Origin of the sequence: Burkholderia sp. Bp9099, assembly GCF_003857805.1 — a bacterium.
In the GTDB taxonomy this organism is placed as follows: domain Bacteria; phylum Pseudomonadota; class Gammaproteobacteria; order Burkholderiales; family Burkholderiaceae; genus Burkholderia.
The window spans coordinates 22,212-46,419 of the sequence record NZ_QTPU01000026.1 but is presented as its reverse complement, the minus strand read 5'-3'; the positions used below and the strand labels follow the sequence as shown (position 1 = coordinate 46,419).

The 24,208-nt window shown below is 68.8% G+C and carries 19 protein-coding genes; 13 read left to right on the top strand and 6 right to left on the bottom strand.

Features of this window, described 5'->3' with window-relative positions; all coding sequences use genetic code 11:
- Positions 1-106: 106 nt before the first annotated feature.
- Both DIE17_RS27455 and DIE17_RS27450 read right to left on the bottom strand, forming a co-directional pair.
- A complete protein-coding gene (locus tag DIE17_RS27455) occupies positions 107-2,515 on the bottom strand; it encodes a hypothetical protein (RefSeq protein WP_124646506.1) in 2,409 nt (802 codons plus the stop codon).
- A gap of 38 nt (positions 2,516-2,553) precedes the next feature.
- Positions 2,554-4,116, bottom strand: a complete 1,563-nt coding sequence (locus DIE17_RS27450; RefSeq protein ID WP_260426295.1) for an SLC13 family permease — start codon at positions 4,114-4,116, stop codon at positions 2,554-2,556.
- Between the two features lie 158 nt (positions 4,117-4,274).
- Between DIE17_RS27450 and DIE17_RS27445 the strand changes: the two genes are divergently transcribed.
- The 11 genes from DIE17_RS27445 to DIE17_RS27390 all read left to right on the top strand — a co-directional run bounded on the left by DIE17_RS27445 (position 4,275) and on the right by DIE17_RS27390 (position 16,015).
- A complete protein-coding gene (locus DIE17_RS27445; RefSeq protein ID WP_124522766.1) occupies positions 4,275-5,015 on the top strand; it encodes a GntR family transcriptional regulator in 741 nt (246 codons plus the stop codon).
- A 184-nt stretch (positions 5,016-5,199) separates the two neighbouring features.
- Positions 5,200-6,003: a transporter substrate-binding domain-containing protein gene (locus DIE17_RS27435; RefSeq protein WP_124646507.1), complete on the top strand. Its 804-nt coding sequence runs from the start codon at positions 5,200-5,202 to the stop codon at positions 6,001-6,003.
- 4 nt (positions 6,004-6,007) lie between these two features.
- Entirely contained in the window at positions 6,008-6,742 is a 735-nt protein-coding gene (locus DIE17_RS27430) for an ABC transporter permease (RefSeq protein ID WP_044848615.1), read from the top strand.
- Complete coding sequence (locus DIE17_RS27425; RefSeq protein WP_044848614.1) at positions 6,739-7,506, top strand: ABC transporter permease subunit; 768 nt, start codon at positions 6,739-6,741, stop codon at positions 7,504-7,506. The genes DIE17_RS27430 and DIE17_RS27425 overlap by 4 nt, the downstream gene beginning before the upstream one ends.
- A 21-nt stretch (positions 7,507-7,527) precedes the next feature.
- Positions 7,528-8,907, top strand: a complete 1,380-nt coding sequence (locus DIE17_RS27420) for an LLM class flavin-dependent oxidoreductase (RefSeq protein WP_124646508.1) — start codon at positions 7,528-7,530, stop codon at positions 8,905-8,907.
- A 112-nt stretch (positions 8,908-9,019) separates the two neighbouring features.
- Positions 9,020-10,573 carry a sugar ABC transporter ATP-binding protein gene (locus DIE17_RS27415; protein WP_124921399.1) on the top strand — a complete coding sequence of 518 codons (1,554 nt, stop codon included), beginning with the start codon at positions 9,020-9,022 and terminating at the stop codon, positions 10,571-10,573.
- Positions 10,570-11,625: an ABC transporter permease gene (locus tag DIE17_RS27410; protein ID WP_124921398.1), complete on the top strand. Its 1,056-nt coding sequence runs from the start codon at positions 10,570-10,572 to the stop codon at positions 11,623-11,625. The genes DIE17_RS27415 and DIE17_RS27410 overlap by 4 nt, the downstream gene beginning before the upstream one ends.
- A 166-nt stretch (positions 11,626-11,791) precedes the next feature.
- Positions 11,792-12,862, top strand: a complete 1,071-nt coding sequence (locus tag DIE17_RS27405; protein WP_044848611.1) for a substrate-binding domain-containing protein — start codon at positions 11,792-11,794, stop codon at positions 12,860-12,862.
- Positions 12,863-12,922: 60 nt separating this feature from the next.
- A complete protein-coding gene (locus tag DIE17_RS27400) occupies positions 12,923-13,453 on the top strand; it encodes an OsmC family protein (RefSeq protein WP_124522773.1) in 531 nt (176 codons plus the stop codon).
- A gap of 349 nt (positions 13,454-13,802) precedes the next feature.
- Positions 13,803-14,522, top strand: a complete 720-nt coding sequence (locus tag DIE17_RS27395; RefSeq protein WP_124489193.1) for a response regulator transcription factor — start codon at positions 13,803-13,805, stop codon at positions 14,520-14,522.
- Entirely contained in the window at positions 14,522-16,015 is a 1,494-nt protein-coding gene (locus DIE17_RS27390) for a HAMP domain-containing sensor histidine kinase (protein WP_124522776.1), read from the top strand. Before DIE17_RS27395 ends, DIE17_RS27390 begins: the two co-directional genes overlap by 1 nt.
- A gap of 221 nt (positions 16,016-16,236) precedes the next feature.
- Here the strand turns inward: DIE17_RS27390 and DIE17_RS27385 are convergent, their stop codons facing one another.
- On the bottom strand, positions 16,237-16,626 hold the full coding sequence (locus DIE17_RS27385; RefSeq protein ID WP_124522777.1) for a hypothetical protein: 390 nt from the start codon (positions 16,624-16,626) through the stop codon (positions 16,237-16,239).
- Positions 16,627-16,771: 145 nt separating this feature from the next.
- The gene (locus tag DIE17_RS27380; RefSeq protein WP_124489190.1) at positions 16,772-17,872 is read right to left on the bottom strand and encodes an AraC family transcriptional regulator; all 1,101 of its coding nucleotides are present in this window, start codon (positions 17,870-17,872) and stop codon (positions 16,772-16,774) included.
- Positions 17,873-18,193: 321 nt separating this feature from the next.
- Here DIE17_RS27380 and DIE17_RS27375 point away from each other — a divergent pair, with 321 nt between their 5' ends.
- Together DIE17_RS27375 and DIE17_RS27370 are read left to right on the top strand one after the other, a co-directional pair.
- The gene (locus tag DIE17_RS27375; RefSeq protein WP_124522778.1) at positions 18,194-19,828 is read left to right on the top strand and encodes an AMP-binding protein; all 1,635 of its coding nucleotides are present in this window, start codon (positions 18,194-18,196) and stop codon (positions 19,826-19,828) included.
- Positions 19,828-21,060: an AraC family transcriptional regulator gene (locus tag DIE17_RS27370; protein WP_260439268.1), complete on the top strand. Its 1,233-nt coding sequence runs from the start codon at positions 19,828-19,830 to the stop codon at positions 21,058-21,060. Before DIE17_RS27375 ends, DIE17_RS27370 begins: the two co-directional genes overlap by 1 nt.
- A 264-nt stretch (positions 21,061-21,324) precedes the next feature.
- Here the strand turns inward: DIE17_RS27370 and DIE17_RS27365 are convergent, their stop codons facing one another.
- Together DIE17_RS27365 and DIE17_RS27360 are read right to left on the bottom strand one after the other, a co-directional pair.
- Entirely contained in the window at positions 21,325-22,569 is a 1,245-nt protein-coding gene (locus DIE17_RS27365) for an MFS transporter (protein ID WP_124646729.1), read from the bottom strand.
- Between the two features lie 136 nt (positions 22,570-22,705).
- Complete coding sequence (locus DIE17_RS27360; RefSeq protein WP_124489188.1) at positions 22,706-24,133, bottom strand: MFS transporter; 1,428 nt, start codon at positions 24,131-24,133, stop codon at positions 22,706-22,708.
- Between the last annotated feature and the right edge of the window lie 75 nt (positions 24,134-24,208).

Sequence of the window (24,208 nt, the reverse complement as noted above, 5' to 3'; positions counted from 1 at the left end):
CGGGCGGGCCGGCTTCAGGGTAGCGTACCTTGCGCCCGGCCATGCGCGGCCGGGGGCCGACCCGTCGGCAACGCCGCCGGCACGGCGCCCGGATCGCGCATGCGCGTCACTCGAACGTGACGAACTGGGCAGACGACCACACCTTGCTGTCGTTGCGCTGCCGCCCGAAGAAATAGACGGGGCGGAATCCGAACGACGCATTTTCCGCCGCGACTTCGATGCTGCCTGCGAGATCGACGGGCAGCACTTGGTCCGTCAACCGTTCGACCGCGACGAACAACTCGGTGCCGCCGAGCGCATGCGTGGCCGTTCCTTGCGCGAGCAGGTCCGCGCCGCTGATCTCGAAGCGGAACGTCGGCGCATGCACGAACGGATTGCGCTGCAGCGGATCGCCGACCTTCGCGAAGCTGTCGATCGTGCCTTCGACCACGATCGTCGCGTCGGCAAGATTGCCGATGTCGAGCTCGATGCTGTCCGCATCGCCATAGGTGTCGCTGCGGAACTCGACGTCGGTCGCGCCGGTACGCCATGCCGACTCCTCGACATGCTCGAAGCCGTTCGATCCGAAACGGTGGATCGTGCCGTTGACGACGCGGATCCGGCCGCGCCACGCGGCCCAGCGATAGCGGTCCCGGATGCGGGCGCCGCCCCAGCGCACGCGGATCAGGCGATCCGCGTAGCCGAGTTCCGCATGCAGGTTGCGTTCCCACACCCGTCCTTCGTGATCGTACGCGGCCACGTATTCCCACCCGGACTGGCCGAGCAGCCGGTAGTCGAGCCGCGCCGGCCCGCGATGCGCGAACGCATCGCCTTGCCAGTGATCGCCGCAACGCACGAGCAGCGCACTGTGCTCGCCGGTGGTCGCCCATGTGCGGCGCGCGCGCAGCGCCTCGCCGACGTGCTTGCGATCGAGCACGTCGGCGAGCACCCCCGTCAGCCCGCCGTGCACACCGAACACCTGCACGCCGGGCGCGCCGCCACCCGGCCGGCCGCGATGTTCGTCGCCGCTGGCCGCGACGCCGAGCCGGTAGCCGCGTGCGATCACGTCCTGGTACAGCCAGCCGAAGTGCCCCCACGACGACGCGATCTCGACCAGCCGTTCGAGCTCGGGATGGTGCCAGTCGGGAATGTAGCGGCGGCCGCCCACGTGCGGCATCACCAGATGCTGCGCGGCAGCGTCGGCATACGCATCCCACAGTTCCTCGACGGGCCAGCGGCCGAGCTCGACCGCATGACCTTTCATGTCCTCGTTCCAGACCAGCGTACGGTTGTGTTCGCCGCGCGCGTTGTACGGAAAATCCGGCCGCGCATCGCCGAGGAACACCACGTTATGGTCGCCGCCCGCGGTCGAGCTGCCGCACCATTCCTGCACCGGGTACACGACGAAGCGGCCCGGCTCGTTGAAGCGTTCGACCGCGTCGACGCCGAGCTGCCAGTTCTCGTCGGTGATCTGGAAATCGTTCGCGGTATAGCCGAGCACGTCGATGCCGCCGATGTCGCGTGCGTAGCGTGCGTTGTACTCGGGGCTGTTGGTGCCTACCGTGTCGTGCGCATGCACATGGAGATCCGCATACAGCGCGCGCGATACCGGCAACGACGCGTCGAGCGTTAGCCACGCTTCGGCCGCACGCACGTCCGGCCGCGCGGGCACGTCGGCCACGATGCGCAGCGTGCCGGCGTCGACCGGCAGGTCGTCGACCGCGCAACTCGCGAATCCCGCCTCGGGCAGCGCATGTTCGCGCCGGTAGACGGCTTCGCCTTGCGCGTCATATGCAACGACGCGCGCGGTGCCGCCGACGTCGCGGCACGCATTGCCCCAGCGATCCTGCAGCGACAGCCGGAATGGCGCGCGGGTGCCCGGCCGCACGAAGCGCGGGCCGTTCAGCAGCACGTCGGACGGCGCGCCGGCGCGGATGTCGATCGAGACGTCGCCGGGCACCGCGACGAAACGCGACGTGCCCAACGGATCGACGTAGAGCCGGAACCGGAAGTTGTCCTCGGCGAAGGTCTGCACGCGCGTGCCGGGGCCGCGACGGCGATCACCGAGACGGATCACGATCCGGTCGCCGGCGTTCACGTAGCCGTCGACGACGTCGACGATCACCGCCTTCTGGAACGGCCGCTCGTGCCCCTTCTGGTCGAAGCGCACGTTCAGCGCCTGCACGGTGGCCGGGCTCTGCCCCGGCACGAGCGGCGCCGCATGGTACTCGGCGCTGATGTAGTTCGCCGCGCCCGGGTCGCTCGTCTGGAACAGCGCCCAGTCGGAATAGAACTTGAAGGTGGCCTTCAGCCAGCCGCCGTCGGCGATGCCGGACGAGCCGACCTCGTAGTCGAGCACGATCTCGCTCCACTCGCCGGCTTCGAGGCGCGTGACGTTGCAATGCACGCGCCCGGCGAACGGCAGGCGCTTGTGGCGTTCGTACAGGCCCGCGGGTGCGACGTGCGGGCCCAGGCGGTCGCGCAGCGCGGCGGCGCGGGCTGCGACGGAATCGGGGACGTCCGTGGATTCGTTCATGAGGGATGCAAAATGATGTCGTTGGAACGCGGCGCGCTTCAATGCGCGAACGGCCAGGGCGCGCTCGCGTCCCAGACGGGGATGCCCATGTACGCGTACCACGGCGCGATCACGCAGAGGCCATAGACGATCGCGATCAGCACCGATACCGCGCCGACCTTCGCGTAGTCGGCCGTCGAGAACGCGCCGCTGCTGTACGCGATGACGCCGGCGGTGATCTGCGTGGGCAGCAGATAGGCGAAGCTGTCGGTATCGCTGACGAGCATCGTGAACGCGACCGGATGCAGCCCGAGGCGCGGCGCCAGCGCGAGCGCGATCGGCGCGATCATCGTGACGGCCGCGACGTTGGACAGCATGCCGATGCGGATCACGTGCGTGCCGAGCATCACGATCGCGATCGCGAGCCACCAGCCGTGCCCGCGCGCGGCGACGTAGATGTGATCGGCGGCCCAGTTCGCGAGCCCGGACGCACTGATCGCCGACGACAGCGACAGCGCACCGGCCAGCAGGAACAGCGTGCCCCAGATCGTCCGCTGCTCGACCTCGGCCCAGCCGAAGCGCAGCACGCCGGGTGCGAACAACAGCGCCAGCGCGATCAGCGCGACGATTTCCGACGGCAGGTGATGGAGCGGCTCGGTCGCCCACAGCACGGCGACGGCCGCGAACAGCGCGAGCACGGCCCAGTCGTTGCGGGCGGCGGGCGGTTGCGTACGGCGCATCGCCGCGATCGCGCCGGGGCCGCCGGGAAGCGCGACGGCGCGCGAGCGGAAATGGAACTGCACCCAGCCCTGCGTGATCGCGAACATCCCGAGATACGGCCACTGCAGCTTCAGCCACGTCAGGTAGGAGATCCGGATGCCGAGCTGCTTCTCGAGCAGGCCGGACACGACCATGTTCGGCAGATGCGCGGTGAGGATGCACATGCCGCTGATCATCGCGCCGTACACGAGCGTCTGGATCACGATCGCCTTGCGCGCGGCGCGTTCACGCGGCGATTCGCCGAACAGCCGGACGATGCCGTTCGTGACCGGCAGCAGCGTGGCGGCACGCGCGTTCGCGGCCGGCACGACGAGCGCCATCACGCAGTTCACGGCGAACATCGCCCAGATCACGCCGTTGGCCGTGCGCACCTTCAGGCGATCGAGCAGCAGCAGGGCGATGCGCCGGTCGAGCCCGCTCGCCTGCATGATCGCGGAGAACAGGAACGCGGCGAGGCACAGGAACACGACGGGCGCGGCGAAGCCGCTGGCCGCCTTCGGAAACGACGGGCTCGCATGCGACAGCACGAGCAGCATCGGCAGCAGGATGCCGCTCACGCCGACGGGAATCGCCTCGGTGATCCAGACGATCGCGACCCACGCGACGACCGCGAGCGTCGCCCGGCCCTCGGCGGAAAGATGCGCGGGCGCGGGCAACCACCAGGCGATCGCGAAGAATGCCAGCCACGCGGCGGCAAAACCGATCGCGGCACGCCGCTGCGCGCCGCGCGATCGTCCCGCCGCGTGCGGATCGGTGCGTGGCGCCGTGGCTGGTTCGGCCCGTGTCGGCCGGCTGCCCTGCACGCCATCGAGCGGCGGCGTGCCGATTGCGTTTTCAGTCACTGGTATGCTCCCCGGGGCATCGGGACCCCGAATCGCGGCCCCGACCGTCTGTCGAGATGTAATAATACGTATTAATACAAGTTGGGTATTCCAATTGCTTTTCATATCGATATCGGGAAACGCGCATAGCGCGAACCCAGCACGACGAGGAAGGATCGATGACGCTGGTGCGTGACGACACGACATCGCTTTACGAGCAGCTTGCGACGACGCTGCGCGACGAGATCGAGCGCGGTGTGTACGAGCCGACCGGCAAGCTGCCGTCCGAGGCGCAGTTGAGCGAGCGTTTTCAGGTGAGCCGCGTGACCGTCAGGCTAGCGCTCGATCGGCTGAGCGACGCGCGCATCGTCGAGCGCAAGCAGGGCAAAGGGACGTTCGCCGCGAAGCAGCGGCTGCGGCATCGACTCGATGTGCTGCGCGGGCTGCACGATTCGATCGCCGCGCAGGGTGCGCGGGCGCGGATGGAATTGCTGCGCATGGAAGCGTGCGACGTGCCGCCGGGCTTGCGGCACGCATTTGCCGCCGACGTCACGCGCTGCATCTATCTCGAACGCCTGCACTGGGTCGACGACGAACCCGTCGCGCTCGCGCAGACCTGCCTGCTGCCCGACGCCGGCGCCGTCACGTTCGAGCAGGCCGAGCGCATGTCGACCTACGAGGTGCTGGAGAGCCTGCTCGGCTGGCGCATCACGGATGCCGACATGTCGGTCACGGCCATGGCCGCGCCGGACGATATCGCGGCCCGGCTCAACGCCGACAAGCACGCGCCGCTGCTCGTGCTGCGGCGCACGTCGCGCCTCGCGGACGGCCGCACGTGCGAATCCACGGTGTTTCATATCCGTCCGGAACGGTTCGACCTCGTCGTGCGCAGTGGCGTGGAGGCGAAATTCGTCGGCTGAGCCCGCAATGGCGACGGCAGCGCACACGATCTGAAATTCCTGGCACAGCGTCGATCGGTATATCGCGCGATCAGATATCCATCGAAAAAATAACCATTTGGTACACGCTTGCGCGCGCTTTACAGTCTGGCCTCCTGCCGGCTGCGACGCCGGTCGTTTCGACGTTATTTCAGAAATGCGCCACATGAATCGTTTGATGCGTTCCAGGGTCCGCCGTGCCGCGGCCGCGCTGTTCGTACTCGGCCTCGTGCCGGCTTCCCATGCAGCCCAGCCGACGTTGCGCGTCGGCATCGACGCCGAGTCGTATCCGCCATTCTTCTCGAAGGACGCGGCCGGCAAGTGGAAGGGCTGGGAAATCGACCTGCTCGATGCCGCGTGCGGCAAACTGAACGTGCGCTGCGAGCTCACCGACATTGCGTGGGACGGCCTGATTCCGGCGTTGCAGAACCGCAAGATCGACGTGATCTGGTCGTCGATGACGATTACCGGCGAACGGCAGAAGGCGGTCGATTTCAGCCGTGCCTATTACGAGTCGCCGACGGTGTTCGTCGGCGCGAAAAGCGACCGGCGCCGCGTCGATTGCGCGGTGCCCGCGAGCTTCAAGGGCCGCGTGATCGGCGTCGAGGCCGGCACGAACTTCTCGGCGTTCCTCGACTCCCGCTTCAAGCCGGACGCGCAGATCAAGGCCTTCGACAAGTTCGACAACGCGCTCGCGGATCTGGTGTCCGGCCGGGTCGACTACGTGCAGGAAGGCAAGGGGCTGTTTACGGCATTCCTCGCGTCGCGCGACGGCAAGGACTTCGAGATCAAGGCGACCTGCGCGGACAATCCGGTGCTGGGCCTCGGCATCGGCGCGGGCGTGCGCCAGGGCGATGCGCTGCGCGGCAAGCTGTCGACCGCGATCGCGCAACTGCAGCAGGACGGCACGTGGGATGCGATCACCGCCCGCTATCCGAACCTGAAGGGCACGATCGAGAAGGGCCGCTGACCCGATGGCCGCGGACGATTCGCTGCTCGCGTTGCTCGCATTCGGCGACGGCGGCTATGGCCGCGTGTTCGCGGGCGCGTTCGCGCTGACGTTCGGCGTCGCGGCAGCGTCGTTCGGCACCGGCGTGCTGCTCGGCATCGCCGGCGCGCTCGGCAAGCTGTCGCGCCACGCGCCGCTCGCGTGGCTCGCGCGGCTCTACACGACGCTGGTGCGCGCGCTGCCCGAGCTGTTGTGCCTGCTGCTCGCGTTCTATGCGCTCGCGCCTGCCGTCGAGGCCGCGCTGCACCGCGGCGGCCTCGCGCCCGACGGCTTCGCGTTCCCGCCGTTCCTCGTCGCGGCGCTGTCGCTCGGGTTCATCCAGGGTGCGTATCTGACCGACATCTTCCGCGCGGCGCTCGTCAACGTGCCGGCCGGGCAGATCGAAGCCGCGCACGCGTACGGGATGACGCCGTGGCAGACGTTCGCGCGCATCCGGCTTCCGGCCGCCGCGCGGCTCGCGTTGCCGGGCACGGGTAACGTGTGGCTCAACGCGACCAAGGATGCGTCGTTCATCAGCGTGCTCGGCTCGTTCACGGATCTGCTGAAGGCGAGCCAGCTCGCGGCCGGCGCGACGCGCCACTACGTATTCTTCTATCTCGTCACGGCCGCGCTGTTCCTGTTGCTGAGCATCGCGTCGACGGGACTCTTCGCGGCGCTCGAGCGCCACGCGAACCGTGGCACGAGGCGCGCAACCGCATGATCTTCTCGCTGCCATTCCTGCTCGACACGGTGATGCCGAAGCTGCTCGCCGCGGTGCCGACGACGCTCGCGCTGACGCTCGTGTCGGGCGCGGCCAGCGTGCTGCTGGGCGTGCCGCTCGCGCTCGCCGCCGGCGCGCGCCATGCGCCGCTGCGCTGGTCCGCGCGCGGCTGGCTCATGCTGATTCGCGGCACGCCGCTGCTCGTCCAGCTCTATTTGCTTTACTACGGATTCGGGCAGATCGTGCCGCGCGAATGGATGCGCGACAGCTGGGCGTCGCCGCTGCTGCGCGACGCGTTCTGGTACGCGATCGTCGCGTTGAGCGTGAACGAGAGCGCGTATGTCGCGACGATCCTGCGCGGCGCGATCGCCGGCGTGCCGGCCGGCGAGATCGAAGCCGGGCACGCGTACGGCATGACGCGCGTGCAGGTGCTGCGCCGCATCGTCGGCCCGCGCGCGTGGCGGCTCGCGCTGCCCGCGCTCACCGGCGAGGCGATCCTGCTGCTGAAATCGACCGTCCTCGCGTCGACCGTGACGGTGTTCGACGTGATGGGAACGGCCAATACGCTGCGCTTCGAGACGTTGCGCGTGTACGAGCCGCTGGTCGGCGCGGCTGTCGTCTATGTCGTGCTGGTCGCGCTGCTCACCATTCCGGCCGCTCGTCTCGAGAGGCATGTCAATCGCCACCTGACGCGCACTCCCGACGCTCGCGTCCCCGTACGCCGCCGCCGCGCGTCGCCGGACGCGTGGGCGGCCCCCAACTGATTCCTGGTAACGAACCCGACGATGTCCGATCCTCGCCCCTTGCTGTTTTCCCTGTATGAACAAGCCAGCGTCGGCTGCGGCGGCGCGCCGAGCCTGTGGACCCATCCCGCCGACGAACGGCTGCGCGCGAATACGCTCCCGTTCTGGTCGAACCTCGCGCGCACGGCCGAGCAGGCCGATCTCGACATGCTGTTCTTCGCGGACGTGCTCGGCCTGTACGACGTCTATGGCGGGTCGGCCGACGCAGCGGTCCAGTGGGCGGTCGAGGCGCCCGCGAACGATCCGATGATGCTGATTCCGGCGCTCGTCGCGCAGACCGAGCGGCTCGCGTTCGGCGTGACGGCGAGCACGACGTACGAGCACCCGTTCGCGCTAGCGCGCCGCTTCAGCACGCTCGATCACCTGAGCAACGGCCGGATCGGCTGGAACATCGTGACGTCCTACCTGACGAGCGCGGCGCGCAACTTCGGGCTCGACCGGATGATCGGCCACGACGAACGCTACGCGCGCGCGGAGGAGTTCCTCGACGTCGTGTACAAGCTGTGGGAAGGGAGCTGGGCGGACGATGCGGTGGTCGCCGACAAGCAAGCGCCGCGCTATGCGCGCGGCGACCGCGTGCGGCCGATCGCGCACGAAGGCACGCACTACCGCGTGCAGGGGCCGCACGTCTGCGCGCCGTCGCCGCAGCGCTCGCCCGTGCTGATCCAGGCCGGCTGGTCCGGGCGCGGGCGCGAGTTCGCGGCGAAGCACGCGGAGGTGGTGTTCGTCGCGAAGTCGAATCCGCACGAGATTCGTGCGGGCCTCGACGAGATTCGCCGGCTCGCGACGGAGCGCGGCCGCGCGGCGGACGACGTGAAGTCGCTGACCGTGCTGCGGATCGTGACCGCGCGCTCGTCGAGCGACGCGAAGGAGAAATACCACACGCTGCAGCAGCACTATCACCAGCACGCGCAACTCGTCAGCTATGCGGGCGACACCGGCATCGACATCGACCGCTATGCGGACGACGAACCGCTGACGACGCACACGGAAGGGCTCACGTCCTACGTGGTGCGGCCCGACGGCAGCGGCAAGTCGCTCACCGCCGGCGACGTGCGGCGCAAGTTCGCGAGCGTCACGCGCGGCACCGACCTGATCCTCGTCGGCTCGCCCGACGAGGTCGCCGATCAGCTCGCCGAGCATGCGCGCCAGTCGACGACGAGCGGCTACATGCTCAATCCGCTGATCAGTCCGGGCACGCTCGACGATTTCGCCGAGCTGATCGTGCCGGAACTGAAAAAGCGCGGCCTGTACCGCACGACGGCGCCGGCCGGCACCTTCCGCTCGCGGCTGAGCGGCCGCGACCGCCTGCCGGACACCGCGCACGGCGCGTCGTTCCGGCAAGCCGCCATCCGCATCTGACGGACGGTGACGCGCCGGTCGATACGGAACGACTATCAGGGGAGGGGCGTGACGTGAACCACGACGTGCTGTTCCGGCTGCAACCGCGCCGTGCCCGACAGGGGCTTCCGGCATGAATTCGACGGCGAACGAGAATGCCGGTTCGGTGCGCGAAGGCCGAACAAGTCGATCGGCGTCGTCGCCCGTCCTGAGCGTCGCCGGCATCGCGAAGCGTTTCGACGCGACCGTCGCGCTGTCGGCGTTGAACCTGACGATCGACGCGGGCGAAGTGGTCGCGCTGATGGGCGCGAACGGCGCGGGCAAGTCGACCTTCGTCAAGATCCTGAGCGGCGTGCTGCGGCCGGACGGCGGCACGCTGACACTGCGCGGCCGACCGTACCGGCCGGCGTCGCCGCACGCGGCCAAGCGGCTCGGTGTCGCGACCGTGCACCAGTCGGTCGCCGACGCGGTCGTGCCGACGCTGTCGATCGCCGACAACCTGCTGCTCGACCGGCTGTGCGATCGGGCGTCGCCGTGGCGCGCGACGCCGGCCGCGCGGCGTGTCGCGGCGCGACCGCTCGCCGCGCGGGTCGGGCTCGACGTCGACCTGGCCGCACCGCTCGCGTCGCTGTCGCTGGCGGACCAGCAACGCGTGACGCTGGCGCGCGCGCTCGGCGCTCAGCCGTCGCTGCTGATACTCGACGAGCCGACCGCCAGCCTGTCCACACCGGAGGCCGAGCGGCTCTTCGCGCTGCTGGACGCGCTGCGCCGCGATGGCGTGGCAATCCTGCTGGTGTCGCATCGGCTCGGCGATTTGCGGCGCATGGCCGATCGCGTGGCGATCGTCCGCGACGGCCGCATCGTCGCGGATCTGCCCGCGCCCGTCGATCTGGATGCGGCGGTGCAGACGATGATCGGGCGGCCGTTGCCGAACACGCGTGAGCCGGTGCCGGCCCGCGCCGCGCCGCGCGAACCGGACGCGGCATTCAGCATGCGGCGCATCCGGCTGACGCCGGCCAGTACGCCGTTCGACCTCGACGTGCGGCGCGGCGAGATCGTCGCGATCGCGGGGCCGGTGGGCGGCGGCAAGTCGCGCCTCGCCAATACGATCTTCGGCGCCGCGCGCGCGGTGGCCGGCGACATGACGCTCGACGGGCGGCCGTGGCGGCCGCGTTCGCCGGCGGATGCGATTCGCGCCGGCGTCTTCCTGGCCGGCGAGGACCGCTGGCGCACGTCGCTGTTTCCCGACAGCGTGCCGTTCGCATCGATCGCGGGCACGATCGGCTTTCCGTTTCTGGCGCGCTGGTTCGCGCGCGGCCCGGTGGGCAGGGCGCGCGAACGCGCGGCCGCCGCGGCGGCGATCGCGCGGTTCGGCATCCGCTGCACCGGCCCGGACGATCGCGTGGCTCACCTGTCCGGCGGCAACCAGCAGAAAGTCGTGCTCGCACGCTGGCATGCCGAACCGGCGCGGCTGTTGCTGCTCGACGAACCGTTTCAGGGCATCGATGCCGGCGCGCGGGCCGATATCGTCGATATGTTGCGGCGTCATGCGCAGGCGCGCGCGACGATCGTGTTCGTCAGCGATCTCGAGGAAGCTGCCGAGATCGCGGATCGTATCGTGCGGTTCGATCGCGCGACGCTCGATGACCCGCCTCCGACGTCCTCCACCTTGCGTGACTGCTCATGAAAACCGTGACTTCTTCCGCCGGGCACGATGCCGCGCCCGTCGAACGATCGCGCGCCGCGGCGGCCCGCGTCCGCGACGCACTCGAGCGCACGGGCATCCTGCTCGTGCTGATCCTGCTGGTGATCGGGTTTGCGCTCAGGGAGCCTGCGTTCCTGAACGTCGACAATCTGTTCAGCATCCTGCAGTCGGTGTCGATCGTCGCGTTGCTCGGCATCGGCGTGACGATCACGCTCGCGGCCGGCGGTTTCGACCTGTCGGTCGGCAGCGTGGCCGCGACCGCGCAGATGGCCGCCAGCTATGTGCTGGTCGTGTGGCACGGCGGCACGCTGGCGGCGGTGTTCGCCTGCGTGACGCTCGGCGTGGCCGCCGGGTGGTTCAACGGCGTGCTGATTACGCGCCTGCGCGTGCCCGACCAGCTCGCGACGCTCGGCGCCTTGTTCCTGATGGCCGGCCTGCAATTGATTCCGACCGGCGGCCGTTCGCTCGCGACCGGCTCGGTGCTGCCCGACGGCACGGACGCGACCGGCGTGTTCCCCGACGCCTTTCTCGCGCTCGGCCGGCTGCGCGTGTTCGACGTGGTGCCGCTGCCGGTGCTGCTGCTCGCAGCGGTCACGGCACTGGCCTGTGTCGCGATGGAGGCCACCCGATGGGGCCGCGTGATCTACGCGATCGGCGGCAACGAAACGGCCGCGCGGCTCGCCGGCGCGCCCGCCGCGCGCTACCGGGTCGCCGCGTACGTCGTATCGGGGGCGATCGCGTCGCTGGGCGGCGTATTGATCGCCGCGCGGGTCGGTCGCGGCGACGTGAGCGCGGGCCACTCGCTGCTGCTCGACGCGGTGGCCGCCGCGCTGATCGGTCATGCGGTATGGGGCGCGAAGCGGCCCAACGTGTTCGGTACGGTCGTCGGCGCGGTATTCGTCGGCGTGCTGCTCAACGGGCTGACGATGCTGAACGCGCCGTACTACATGCAGGATTTCATCAAGGGCGCGCTGCTCGTGCTCGCGCTGGCGTTCACGTTCGGCATCGGGCGCCGCACGGATGCGCGAGCGTGATGCGCATGCCGCGATGCGCCGCAGCGGCTCGCTTTGATCGGCCGGCTCACGGAGCCGGAACGGTTTGTCGTCCTAAGTCATATCTATTTCCGAATCGCTCGGTTTGAGTTTGCGTGCGGCGCTGATAGATTGGGCCGATATCGTCCTATCTGGAGACAGGCCCGCCATGCGCTCGTTGCTTCGCCGGAAATCGCGCGTCGATCTGAAGATCGGTGCATGCATGCTGTGGTTCGCGACCGCGCTGGGCGTGCCCGCCGCGCAGGCCGGTCCGCTCAAGGGCGCGCCCGCGCCGTTCGACAAGGGCGGCGTGAAGATCGCGCTGGTCAACTATCTGTCGACCGGCGACTTCTTCCAGGCCTACGAGGCCGGTGCGCAGAAGCAGGCGCGTGCGCTCGGCGTCGATCTGCGCATCTACGAGGGCCGGCAGGATGCGGCCGAGCAGCGCGAGCAGATCCAGCAGGCGATCAGCGTCGGCGTGTCCGCGATCATCGTCAATCACGGCCTGCCGGAATCGCTGAAGGACGTCGTGCAGCGTGCGCTGGACAAAGGCATCAAGGTCGTCGCGTTCGACGTCGACCTCGGCAACCCGAAGGTGCCGCAGATCGAGCAGAACGATCGCGACCTCGCGAACCTGCTGCTCGGGCAGGCCGTCAAGGACAACGGCGACGCGTTCTCGGCCGGGTACGTCTACGTCGCCGGTTTTGCGCCGCTCGACCGGCGCGATGCCGCGTGGCGCGACTTCAAGCGCGCGCACCCGAAGGTGCGGGAGAAGGCGCGCTGGGGCACAGTCGACAATCCGATCGCGCAGTCCGTCGCGAATCAGGCGGCCGCCGCGTATCGCGCGAATCCGGATATCCGTGTCGTCTTTGCGCCTTACGACGAGTTCGCGCGCGGCGCGAAGCTCGCCGCGGACGAAGCGAAGCTGGCGTCGAAGATCCGCATCTACAGTGCCGACATCTCGACGGCCGACATCGAGGCGATCCGCGCGCCGAACAGCGCGTGGGTCGCGACGGCCGCGACCAATCCCGCGGTCGTCGGCGCCGTGTCGGTGCGCGCGGCGGCACTGCTGGTGGCCGGCCAGGACCCGGGCGCGCGCATCGCGGTCAAGCCGACGCTGATCACGCGCGACGATCTCGTGAAAAACGACATTCGCACCGTGGCCGAACTCGGCGCGAAGTTTCCTGCGTTCCGCGCAAGCGACGCGGCGACCGCCGCATGGATTCCGGCGGCCGACTGATGGCCTCGGCACGCGGCGAATCGATCCGTCGCCCGCGTGCAGCCTACCCCTGACTCGACCATGACGACACTCAACGACTATCTCGCACAAAAACGCGATGCGTGGCACGCGAAGCAGCAGGCAGCCCGCAACGATCCCGATTTCAAGGCGACGCCGCTGAAGGCGACCGTGCGCGCGCTCGGTCGCAGCGGCGTGCGCGAGATCCGGATTCGCGACTTCCAGGTGATCAGCGACAGTCCGTCCGACTTCGCGGGCTACAACCTCGGGCCGGCGTCGCCGGAGCTGCAGCTTGGCGTGCTCGGCAGTTGCCTCACGCATATCACGTTGATCCAGGCGGCCGAGCGCGGCCTGAAGATCGATTCGATCGCGGTCGAGGTCACCGGCGACCAGCATCCGCTCGCACAGCAGCCGGGGTTCGAGCATGTCCCGGTATTCCCGCACAACATCCGCTATACGCTCGACATCGTGTCGCCCGAGCCGTCCGAGGCCATCCGCGCGTTGCATCAGGCGGTCGAAGCGGTCTGCCCGATCTTCAACCTGCTGAGGCTGCCGCAGGAGATCGACGGCGAATTGCGGCATACGCAGGGTTGACGCGCGGGAGCGGCGATGCGTCTGCGGGCCATTCCTGCTGTCTGATTTGCCTTCAGCATGAAGCAAGAAATCTGGCCCGATTTTTAACGTCCATTGGGTGTTCGGGGGGGACACCGCAGATCCTGGGTTGGAGGACGGGGCGGCAAGCCTTGCGGGCATTGGCTCACGGGACGGGCACGATCCAAACTTAAACGATTTGTGACCCCTTTCCGCCGCAAAATTTTGCACAATGGCGGCAGCGCGGCATTGCGCCGCGATTCGCCCCGGGCGGGCCGGCTTGCCGGACCTGGCCGGCCGGAACCGCCGTTCGAGACCGAAGACCGCCGCCGCCGTGCCGCCGCCGACCGCCATGGACCACCCCAAACGCATCCTGATCGTCGAAGACGACGCCGACATCGCCGACGTGCTGAGCCTGCACCTGCGCGACGAGCGCTACGAAGTCGTGCACAGCGCGGACGGCACGGAAGGGCTGCGCCTGCTCGAACAGGGCAACTGGGACGCGCTGATCCTCGACCTGATGCTGCCCGGCGTCGACGGCCTGGAAATCTGCCGGCGCGCGCGCGCGATGACGCGCTACACGCCGATCATCATCACCAGCGCGCGTTCGAGCGAGGTGCACCGGATCCTCGGCCTCGAACTCGGCGCCGACGATTACCTGGCGAAGCCGTTCTCGGTGCTCGAACTCGTCGCGCGGGTCAAGGCGCTGCTGCGGCGCGTCGACGCGCTCGCGCGCGATTCGCGGATCGACGCCGGCACGCTCGACGTCGCCGGGCTGTCGATCGACCCGATCGCGCGGGAGGCCGCCGTCGACGGCACGCGCATCGACCTCACGCCGCGCGAGTTCGACCTGCTGTATTTCTTCGCGCGGCATCCGGGCAAGGTGTTTTCGCGGATGGACCTGCTCAATGCCGTGTGGGGCTATCGGCACGAAGGCTACGAACACACGGTGAACACCCACATCAACCGGCTGCGCGCGAAGATCGAGGCCGATCCGGCCGAGCCCGTGCGGATCCTCACCGTGTGGGGGCGCGGCTACAAGCTCGCCGCGCCGGACCAGCGGGACACGTGATGAAGCTGACCCTCACCCAGCGGCTGTCGCTCGTGTTCTCGATCCTGCTGCTCGCGTGCTCGGGTGCGTCGGCGTGGCTGCAGATCCGCGCGAACGACATGCGCGAGAAGGAAGTCGTGCAGGGCCTGTCGCGCGATCTCGCCGCGCACATCGCCGGCAGCACGCCGCTGATGGACGCGAATGGGCTGCGCCCGGACGCCGTGCGCACGCTGTTCGGCCAGTTGATGGGCGTGAACCCGAGCGTCGAGGTGTACCTGCTCGACAACGCGGGGCGCATCAAGGGCGACGACGCGCCGCCCGGCCACGTGAAGCGCGAGCGCGTCGATCTCGCGCCGGTGCAGCGCTTCATCGCGGGCGAGCCGCTGCCGATCCTCGGCGACGATCCGCGCAGCCCCGACGCGCGCAAGGTGTTCAGCGCCGCGCCGCTGCAGCGCGCAGGGCAGCCGCCGTCCGGCTATATCTACGTGGTGCTGCTCGGCGAAGCGCACGACCGGCTGGCCGCGCGCGTCGACGCCGGCAACGTGCTGCGCACGACGCTGTGGTCGATGGCGGTCGTCGCGTTGCTCGGCCTGCTCGCGGGCCTGATCGCGTTCAGCTTCATCACGCGCCCGCTGCGCCGGCTGACCGACGCGATGCGCCGCTTCGACGCGAACGCCGCGCCCGATGCGCAGCCGCCGGTGCCGCGCTCGCCGCCGGGGCGACGCGGCGACGACATCGCGGTGCTCGAATCCGCGTTCGCGCAGATGGCCGACCGGATCGGCGACCAGTGGCGCGCGCTGACGCGCCAGGACCAGCAGCGGCGCGAACTGATCACGAACATCTCGCACGACCTGCGCACGCCGCTGACGTCGCTGCACGGCTATCTGGAGACGCTGTCGCTGAAGTCCGACACGCTCGCCGAACCCGAGCGCCGCCGCTACCTGTCGATCGCGCTCGCGCAGAGTTCGAAGGTCGGCCGGCTCGCGCAGGCGCTGTTCGAGCTCGCGCGGCTCGAGTCGGGCGGCGTGCAGGCCGAGCGCGAGCCGTTCTCGCTCGTCGATCTCGTGCAGGACGTATTCCAGAAGTTCGAACTCGCCGCGCAGTCGCGCGGCATCGCGCTGCATGCGCGGATCCCGCCGCGCGTGCCGGTCGTGTCGGCCGATCTCGGGATGATCGAGCGCGTGCTGACCAACCTGCTCGACAACGCATTGCGGCACACGCCGCAGCACGGCGAGGTCGAGGTCGCGCTGACGCCGCTCGACGATCGCGTGGTGGTGACCGTGTCGGATACCGGCGAAGGGATTCCGCCGGCGCGGCGCGAAGGGCTGTTCCGGCGGCCGCAGCGGCCGATCAGCGGCGGCGCGGCGACGAGCGGCGGGCTCGGGCTGCTGATCGTGCACCGGATGCTGGCGCTCAACGGCAGCGGCATCCGGCTCGTCGATCGGGACGGGCGCGGCGCGGTGTTCGAGTTTGCGCTGGCGGTGGCGAATCCGGCGGCGGGTGACGCGCGCTGAAGCCGACTGAAACCGACTGAAGCCGACCCGCGCCGTTGGTGCGATTTCCGCCCGAATGCATGCGCGGAAATCGCGGCGGGCTGCCCCCGGCTCGTCGGTCGTCCGTGGCTTCGGACGATGGGGCGATCAACGCGTTTCGGTCGGACGATGTCGCGATTTCAGCATCAGGATGTCACGCTGAAAGCGCTCGGTGCCGAGCGCTGCCGTGCGAGTCGCCAGCGTCAAGGCATCCTGAGCAATCGCTCGAATTCCGCCGGTATGGCCTCAAACTTGTTCACGCCGTCTGGCGGCCACGAATCGGGGCTGCAATCGCCGAGATCCACTTGGGATGGCGTCGCGGCGGGGCGGTAGCCGCGCAGGGTCAACGGCAAGTCGGTGCCGTCGCAGCGCAGGCGTGCAAGCAAGACGCCGGTACGCTTGTTCACCACCGCAGCCTCCCAGCATTCATCGGCACAGCCGCGCGACTGGTAGACGAGCTTCTCGCCTGGATGGGTCCACTTCAGTTCGAACGGCCCGGAAGTCTGCGCATGCGCGGATGCGCAGACGAGCAGCCAGGCAACAGACTTGACGCCACCGAGAAGTGCCAGGCAACGGCTATGCAACGGTTTCATGATTCGCCCTGTTCAACGCGCAAGATCGGCACGGCGGCTGGCGAAAGCGCGCCTTCTTTCGGCTGAAAAAAGGAACACGGTCGGTTTGCGCTGCCTCGGTGACGACTTCACCGATCCTGGTCCACGCCACCGGCGGTGCTCGCCGTCACCCGCCACGCTTGCGCCGCACCTCGCTCGGCGTCGTGCCGGTCCAGCGCTTGAACGCGTGGCGGAACCCCACCGCGTCGCTGAAGCCGAGCGTCAGCGCGATGTCCTCGGTGCTGAGCGTGGTGGTGCTCAGGTAATCGATCGCGAGCGCCTTGCGCACACTGGTCAGCAGTTCGCTGTACGACGAGCCTTCGGCGTCGAGCTTGCGGCGCAGCGTGCGCGACGTCATGCACAGGGTATCGGCGATCGCGTCGATGTCCGGAAACTGCCCGGGCGTGCGCGTGAGTTCCTGGTAGACGCGCCGCGTGACGCCGGCCTGGCTGCGCAACTCGTCGAGCAGGCGCGCGCAGTGCGACGACACCTGCGCGGCGGTGATCGGGTTCGCGAGCTGCGGCGCGCGCGCGAGCCACGCGGCCGGGTAGCTCAACGCATGGTGCGGCTGGTCGAACGCGATCGGGCATTCGAGCGCATCGGCGAGCTGCGCCGCGTGCGCCGGCTCCGGCTGCGCGAACTGCGCGCGGGCCGGCACGCACCACGCGCCCATCACGTCCTTGATGATCGTCACGTGCAGCGCGAACTGCATGTCGATCAGGAAGCGGTACAGCGGCAGGTCCGGCCCGGGCAGCGCGGCTTCGTGCGGATCCGGGAACAGCCACGACGCGGTGTCGCCCTGTTCGACCCAGCGGATCGCGAGCATTCCGTTGGCCAGCTGGTGATATTTGACGGCGGAATCGAACACATGCGCGAGCGATTCCGAGCACAGCATCGCGTAGCCGTACATCCCGTAGCTCGACGCATGCAGCCGGCGGCCGACCTGCACGCCGAGATCGGTGCCGTCATAGCGGCCGATCGCGTTGCGCGCGGCGGTCAGGAACTGCAGCGGCGACGTGAGCGTGAACGGGTCGGCGACGGCGTCCGGCGCCAGGCCGGTGCCGTCGAGCACCGCGGCCGGGTCGAGGCCGAGTTCCTGCGCGACGCCGACGAGCACGGCCAGCTTGGCCGGCGAGAAGCGTTTCTCGCGCGACGCGGGGGCGAGCGGCGCGTCCGGCGGCGGGGCGGCGCCGGCGGCCGTCGGGGTCAAGAGCGCACTGCGCGGCATGGCTGGTTCTGCGTCCGATTCGATACCGTTCCGGGTTCGCGATTCTGCGCCGGAACGCGCGGGCGCGCCATAGGGTTGACCCTGATGCGCACGGGCTTGCACGGTCCGGCAACGGCAAGCCGTCGCGCGAGCGCACGCCGCGGCCGGTCGCTCGCCGCGCGTCCACGTGTCCGTTTCGATCATCTTTTCGACCGCCCCGATCATTTTCAAAGCGCTGTTGGCGCGCGATAGTTCCCGGTCAGGCGACGGCCCATGCGCATCCGGTGCGCGGGCCGCCGTGCGAACGGCGCTGCCCGGTGCCGTCCCCCGAGGAGCAGGACAATGACGAAGAGACACTGGATCGGCTCGTACGGCTCGATCCCCACCGAGATCGACCCCGATCGCTTTCCTTCCATAACCGCGCTGCTGGACGACGCGATGCGCCGCTTCGCCGAGCGTCCCGCGTTCCGCGCGCTCGGCCGCACGCTGACCTACGCCGACGTCGACCGCCTGTCGGCCGCGCTCGCCGCGTACCTGCAGCAGGTCGTCGGCGTGCGCAAGGGCGACCGCGTGGCCGTGATGCTGCCGAACGTGCTCGCGTTTCCGGTGGCGACCGTCGCGCTCGCGCGGCTCGGCGCGATCCAGGTCAACGTGAACCCGTTCTATACCGCGCACGAACTCGAGCACCAGCTCAACGACGCGGGCGTCGAAGTGGCCGTGGTGTGCGGCGGCTCGATGGGCACGTTCGCCGACGTGGTCGGCAAGACGCGCATCCGGACCGTGCTGGGCGTGGGCCGCGGCGATCTCGGTGTCGTCGATGCGCCGGCCGGCGCGTGCGACGCGTTGCCGCCGGGCTCGATCCCGCTCGCGGATGCACTGGCCGCCGGCGCATCGCTCGCATTCGAGCCGGTCGCGCTCGGCGGCGCCGATCTGCTGCTGCTGCAATACACGGGCGGCACGACCGGGCTGTCGAAGGGCGCCGCGCTGTCGCACCGCAACCTGGTCGCGAACATCGAGCAGTTCGCGGCGATCGTGTCGGGCGCACGGCAGCCGGGCGAGGAGGTCGTCGTCACGGCGATCCCGCTGTATCACATCTTCGCGCTGACGGTGAACTTCCTGTCCTACTTCGCGATCGGCGCGGAGAACTGGCTCGTCGCGAATCCGCGCGACATGGACGGCTTCATCGACGTGCTGAAGGCCGCGCGGCCGACGGTGTTCGTCGGCGTCAACACGCTGTACGCGGGGCTCGCCGGCCATCCGCGGCTGAAGGAGGTCGACTGGTCGCGGCTGAAGCTGTCGGCCGGCGGCGGCGCGGCGGTGATCGACGTGATCTCCGCGCGCTGGAAGGCCGTGACGGGCAACTTCATCCGCGAAGGGTACGGGCTGTCGGAAACGTCGCCGGTGGTCACCTTCAACCCGCAGTCGATCGACGCGTTCACCGGCACGACCGGCCTGCCGTTGCCGTCGACCGATGTGAAGCTGCTCGACGACCAGGATCGCGAGGTCGCGATCGGCGAAGCGGGCGAGATCTGCGTGCAGGGGCCGCAGGTGATGGGCGGCTACTGGCAGAAGCCGGACGCGAATGCGGCGGCGTTCACCGCGGACGGCTACTTCCGCACCGGCGACATCGGCGTGTTCGACGCGGCCGGCTTCCTGAAGATCGTCGACCGCAAGAAGGACATGATCATCGTGTCGGGCTTCAACGTGTACCCGAACGAGGTGGAAGCGGTTGCCACCGCGCTGCCGGGCGTGGCCGAATGCGCGTGCATCGGCGTGCCGGACGCGCGCACCGGCGAGGCCGTGAAGCTGTTCGTGGTGCTCGCGCCGGACGCGGCCGTGACCGAAGCGGAACTCGTCGCGCATTGCCGCGCGAACCTCGCGGCCTACAAGGTGCCGAAGCTGATCCGCCTGGTCGAGCGGCTGCCGAAGTCGACGGTCGGCAAGATCCTGCGCCGGGAACTCAGCCGCGCCGACTGATGGCGCCGACGCGTCGCGCGCCCGGCGGCGCGCGGGCCGGCGCGCCGAAAGCCGAGAAAGCCGAGAAAGCCGAGAAAGCCCCGAAAGCCCCAAAAGCCCCAAAAGCCCCAAAAGCCCCAAAAGCCCCAAAAGCCCGGCCCGGGCCGCTCAAGTACAATGCGAGCGGTTCGACCGACGGGGACGCGATGACCGGTTCAGACTCACCTTCCGCCCGGCCCGGGCAGGCGCTGCCGTCGCCGAGCGCGACGGTGCCGATTTCGCTCGTCAACGGCTTTCTGGCGAGCGCGGGCGCGCAGCGCGACGTGGTCGAGCGTTACCTGCGCGGGGCCGGCATCCCGCTCGAGCTGCTCGGCGAGCCGCACGCGCGCGTGACGGAAGAGCAGTTCTCGACGCTGTACCGCACGCTCGCGATCGACCTCGACGACGAGATGCCCGGCATCTTCTCGCGCCCGCTGCGCGGCGGCACGCTGAAGTACCTGTGCCTGAGCCTGCTCGATGCGCGCAACCTCGAAACGGCGCTGCACCGTTTCGGCCAGTTCTTCCATATCCTGCTCGACGACTTCTTCGTCGAATCGAAGCGCGATGGCCTCGTCGCGCAGGTGCTGCTGCGGCCGAACCCGGCCGTCGGCCCGATCGGCGCGCTCGGCCAGGAACTGATGCTCAAGCTCGTGCACGGCGTGTGTTCCTGGCTGATCGGGCAGAAGATCCCGCTGCTGCGGATCGAGTTCGCGTGCCCGCGGCCGCGCCATGCGGTCGAGCACCTGTACTTCTTCACCGGCTCCGTGCAGTTCGACTGCGAACGCACGCTGATGCGCTTCAGCGCCGACTACCTCGACGCGCCGATCCGGCAGAGCAAGCGCAACCTGCGCAAGTTCCTCGCGCGCGCGCCCGGCGACTGGATCTTCGAATCGTTCAGCGAACAGCTCGTGTGCCATCGCGTGCGGCAATACCTGTCGGCGGCGCTGCCCGACCTGCCGGTGATCGAGCAGGCGGCCGAGGATCTGCATTGTTCGGTGCGCACGCTGAGCCGCCATCTGGCCTCGGAAGGCACGACGTTCCAGGCGCTCAAGGACGAACTGCGGCGCGACATCGCGATCCAGCGGCTCACCGACACGCTCGACACGATCGCGGCGATCGGCGCCGATATCGGTTTCGACGATCCGAGCGCGTTCCATCGCGCGTTCCGCCACTGGACGGGGAGTACGCCGGGGACTTACCGGCGGCGCGCGTAGCGCGGGTCGTTTAAACCCGGTTTCGATCCCGCTCCCATAACCGGCATCCTTCGCGCGCTCCCATGGACGGCTCCCCGTCGCCAGGCTTCAGCATGCGTGCGGTGTGTCGTTTTGCTTTTCGTATCGGCAATAGCGCATCGCGAAGATTCTCCACATCGCGTCGTTCGAGGTCACGAGCTGGCGGCGTCACATCGCGCGCGACGCATTCGACGGACAGGTCGAGCGAATCGGCCGCGCGCTTCACACGCAAGCACGGCGGCCCGGTCAGCGGCTCGAACTCGCCGATACGCCGGATTGCCTGCCGACCGAAATCGTGTGGATGATTCTCGGCAGCCACGCAAACGCGATCGTGACCAGCGTCACGCCGACGACGAGCATCGGCACCACCATCGGCCACGCGCCCAGTTGATAGCGCGGATCGGTGAAGACCGCTGCCGTCTGTCCCACGCTGAAAGCGAAGAACATCATGATGAAGCCGGACCACGATACCGCGCGGCCCGCCAGATGAGGCAGGCTGCTGACCGCCCCTGCCTGCCCGCAGGGCTGATGGATGCCGTGGCCGAGGCAATACACGCCATGCCCGAGGAGCAGCGGCCAGATGCTTCCGGGAAGCAGCGCACACCCCAATGCCTGAATCACCGCGCCGGTGAGGCTCAACGTTGCGCCTTGTCGCACCGTTCGCAGCATGCTCTGCCGTCGCAGCAACAGGCGGCAGCCATACGTACTCAGCACATAGACGAACGTACCGCTCGCCGGTATCCAGCCATATCGCTGGGGCGACAGGCCGAGATGCCGGATGTAGATCGCGGGCGAGAGCAAGAGAAAGCAGAACATGCCGGTGTACGTCGAGGCGGCCAGCAGCGCCCATACCCTGAACGTGGCATTGCCGAATATCTCGCGCACGTCGCGGATCGAGCCGCCTATCGAGCCCCGGCCCGAAGCGACTCGGGTGAAGCTTTCCTCGAAGCCGTACCAGCACATGACGAGCAGCCCGCACGCATACAGGCTCATCCCCGCGAGCACCCATCGCCATCCGGCCTGCTGCGTGACATACGCGCCGAGAATCGGCGCGAGGAACGCCATCATCCCCATTCCCATGAAACCACGTGCCATCACGTACGGGCCGTCGGCTGCCGAATACCGGTCGCGCACGGTCGCGCGCGCGCATACGAGGATCGCGGCCATCGCAAAGCCCTGCATCGCGCGAGCGGCGACCAGCATCGCCGCGCTCGACGCGAGCGCAGCCGCGAGCGCTGCCAGCGTATAGAGCGCAAGGCCGCTCAGCAGCACGGGGCGGCGGCCGTACCGGTCGGCAAGACTGCCCATCGGCAATTGCCCGATACCGAATATCAATGCGAAAACCGTCAGGCTGACACTGGCGGACCCCAGCGTGGCGGCGATTTCAGGCAGCGCCGGCAGGTAACTGTCGGTCGCCACCGGCTGGGCCGCCAGCAGAAGCGGCAACATGAGCGCGAAGTTCAGGCGGGCAGGGCGCGTGGTGTCCGGCATGACGGTTTTCGGCACGGTATCAGGCATCGGGTGAAGACAGCGGCAACGCAAGTGCGCTCTGCCGGCGAGGGTGCAGCAGCAAGCCGGAACTGCCCGGCGGACGGGGCGCCGGACACGACGCCCCGTCGAGCGCCGGCTAGCTGCCCAGCGATCCCGGCACGTGTTCGTGCACGACGCGATGGCGCGCCATCGCGGCGACGCGCAGCCGGTCGTATTCTGCCTTGTCGACCGGTCGAGCGTTCGCTTGCCCCAGGTCGTTCATATGGACACGATGGGTCTCGCGTGCGCTCGCGGCCGCGAGCGACGCAATCACGGTGATGCCGAACGCGATCCCGCCGACGATCAGCCACACGTGGTGTGCGCCGGGCGGCGCGACCGCCGTGAACAGCGCGGGCAGCATCGCCGTGGCCGCGGTGCCGAGGTTCTGCGCGATCGCCATCGCGGAGACGCGCGTGCGGGTGGGGAAGAGTTCCGGGTAAAAGCACGGAAATACCGCGTTGTAGCCCTGGTACACGACCCCCCACATGAGCATCGACATCGCGAACGCGAGCGGCACGTTGCGGATGCTGATCGCATACAGGTAGGCGAACGCGAGCAGGCCGGCCGCCAGCGCGCCGACGATGATCGGCGGCCGGCGTCCGACCTTGTCGGACAGGTTGCCGACGAACGGAATCACGATCATCGCAACGATATTGCCCATCACCGTGATCCAGAGATAGATGTCTTTCTGGAAGCCGATGCCATACGCGGGCTGGACCGCATAGGCTGCGCCGAAGATCGTGGCGACGACCGGAATCACGTTCATCATCGACATGCAGGCCACGCGCACCATGTCGGGAAAGTGATGCCGGAAAGCGTCGGCGACGGGCGAGCCGGCTTGCGCCTGGTTGCGTACCGCTTCATCGAAGGCCGGCGACTCGTCGACCTGGCGCCGAATGATCAAACCCGCAACGATGACCAGCGCGCTCAGCAGGAACGGAATGCGCCAGCCCCAGCTGTCGAATTGCGCGGACGGCATGTAGTAGGCGAGCGGCAGGAACACGGCGGCGGCCAGCACCTGGCCCGCCTGCACGCCCTGCAGCGTGAAGCTGACGAAGTATCCGCGCCGACCGAACGGCGCGTGTTCCAGGATCATCGAGCTCGCGCCGGTGATCTCGCCGGCCACGGCGAAACCTTGCAGCAGGCGAAGCGTCACCAGCAAGGCCGGCGCGATCAGCCCGGCTTGCTGATAGGTCGGCAGCAGGCCGACGCCGACGGTCGAGATGCCCATCAGGAACATGCAGAACAGCAGGACGGTTTTGCGTCCGCGCGTGTCGCCGAGATGGCCGAGCACGAACGCGCCGATCGGGCGCGACACGTAGCCGACACCGTAAGTGGCCAGCGACGCGATGATGGCGGTCGTGGGGCTGCCGTGCGGAAAGAAGATCTGCGGGAAGATCAGCGCCGATGCCGTGGCGTAGATGAAGAAATCGTAGTATTCGAGCACCGAGCCGATCCAGCCGCTGATGGCGGCTTTTCTCGATTGGTGCCTGCCGCGAGGCTCGTCTCGCAAGGTCGTGGTCATCGTCGTCTCCAGATATTGATATGTGTGCCGGGCAACGCGGGTGATGCGGGGAGTCGTCACTGCCCGATGTGGCGA

Excerpts from the sequence above, each read along its gene's own strand:
- DIE17_RS27455 (WP_124646506.1), bottom strand. The coding sequence starts at position 2,515 with ATGAACGAATCCACGGACGTCCCCGATTCCGTCGCAGCCCGCGCCGCC.
- DIE17_RS27445 (WP_124522766.1), top strand. The coding sequence starts at position 4,275 with ATGACGCTGGTGCGTGACGACACGACATCGCTTTACGAGCAGCTTGCG.
- DIE17_RS27435 (WP_124646507.1), top strand. The coding sequence starts at position 5,200 with ATGAATCGTTTGATGCGTTCCAGGGTCCGCCGTGCCGCGGCCGCGCTG.
- DIE17_RS27430 (WP_044848615.1), top strand. The coding sequence starts at position 6,008 with ATGGCCGCGGACGATTCGCTGCTCGCGTTGCTCGCATTCGGCGACGGC.
- DIE17_RS27425 (WP_044848614.1), top strand. The coding sequence starts at position 6,739 with ATGATCTTCTCGCTGCCATTCCTGCTCGACACGGTGATGCCGAAGCTG.
- DIE17_RS27420 (WP_124646508.1), top strand. The coding sequence starts at position 7,528 with ATGTCCGATCCTCGCCCCTTGCTGTTTTCCCTGTATGAACAAGCCAGC.
- DIE17_RS27415 (WP_124921399.1), top strand. The coding sequence starts at position 9,020 with ATGAATTCGACGGCGAACGAGAATGCCGGTTCGGTGCGCGAAGGCCGA.
- DIE17_RS27410 (WP_124921398.1), top strand. The coding sequence starts at position 10,570 with ATGAAAACCGTGACTTCTTCCGCCGGGCACGATGCCGCGCCCGTCGAA.
- DIE17_RS27405 (WP_044848611.1), top strand. The coding sequence starts at position 11,792 with ATGCGCTCGTTGCTTCGCCGGAAATCGCGCGTCGATCTGAAGATCGGT.
- DIE17_RS27400 (WP_124522773.1), top strand. The coding sequence starts at position 12,923 with ATGACGACACTCAACGACTATCTCGCACAAAAACGCGATGCGTGGCAC.
- DIE17_RS27395 (WP_124489193.1), top strand. The coding sequence starts at position 13,803 with ATGGACCACCCCAAACGCATCCTGATCGTCGAAGACGACGCCGACATC.
- DIE17_RS27390 (WP_124522776.1), top strand. The coding sequence starts at position 14,522 with ATGAAGCTGACCCTCACCCAGCGGCTGTCGCTCGTGTTCTCGATCCTG.
- DIE17_RS27385 (WP_124522777.1), bottom strand. The coding sequence starts at position 16,626 with ATGAAACCGTTGCATAGCCGTTGCCTGGCACTTCTCGGTGGCGTCAAG.
- DIE17_RS27380 (WP_124489190.1), bottom strand. The coding sequence starts at position 17,872 with ATGCCGCGCAGTGCGCTCTTGACCCCGACGGCCGCCGGCGCCGCCCCG.
- DIE17_RS27375 (WP_124522778.1), top strand. The coding sequence starts at position 18,194 with ATGACGAAGAGACACTGGATCGGCTCGTACGGCTCGATCCCCACCGAG.
- DIE17_RS27370 (WP_260439268.1), top strand. The coding sequence starts at position 19,828 with ATGGCGCCGACGCGTCGCGCGCCCGGCGGCGCGCGGGCCGGCGCGCCG.
- DIE17_RS27365 (WP_124646729.1), bottom strand. The coding sequence starts at position 22,569 with ATGCCGGACACCACGCGCCCTGCCCGCCTGAACTTCGCGCTCATGTTG.
- DIE17_RS27360 (WP_124489188.1), bottom strand. The coding sequence starts at position 24,133 with ATGACCACGACCTTGCGAGACGAGCCTCGCGGCAGGCACCAATCGAGA.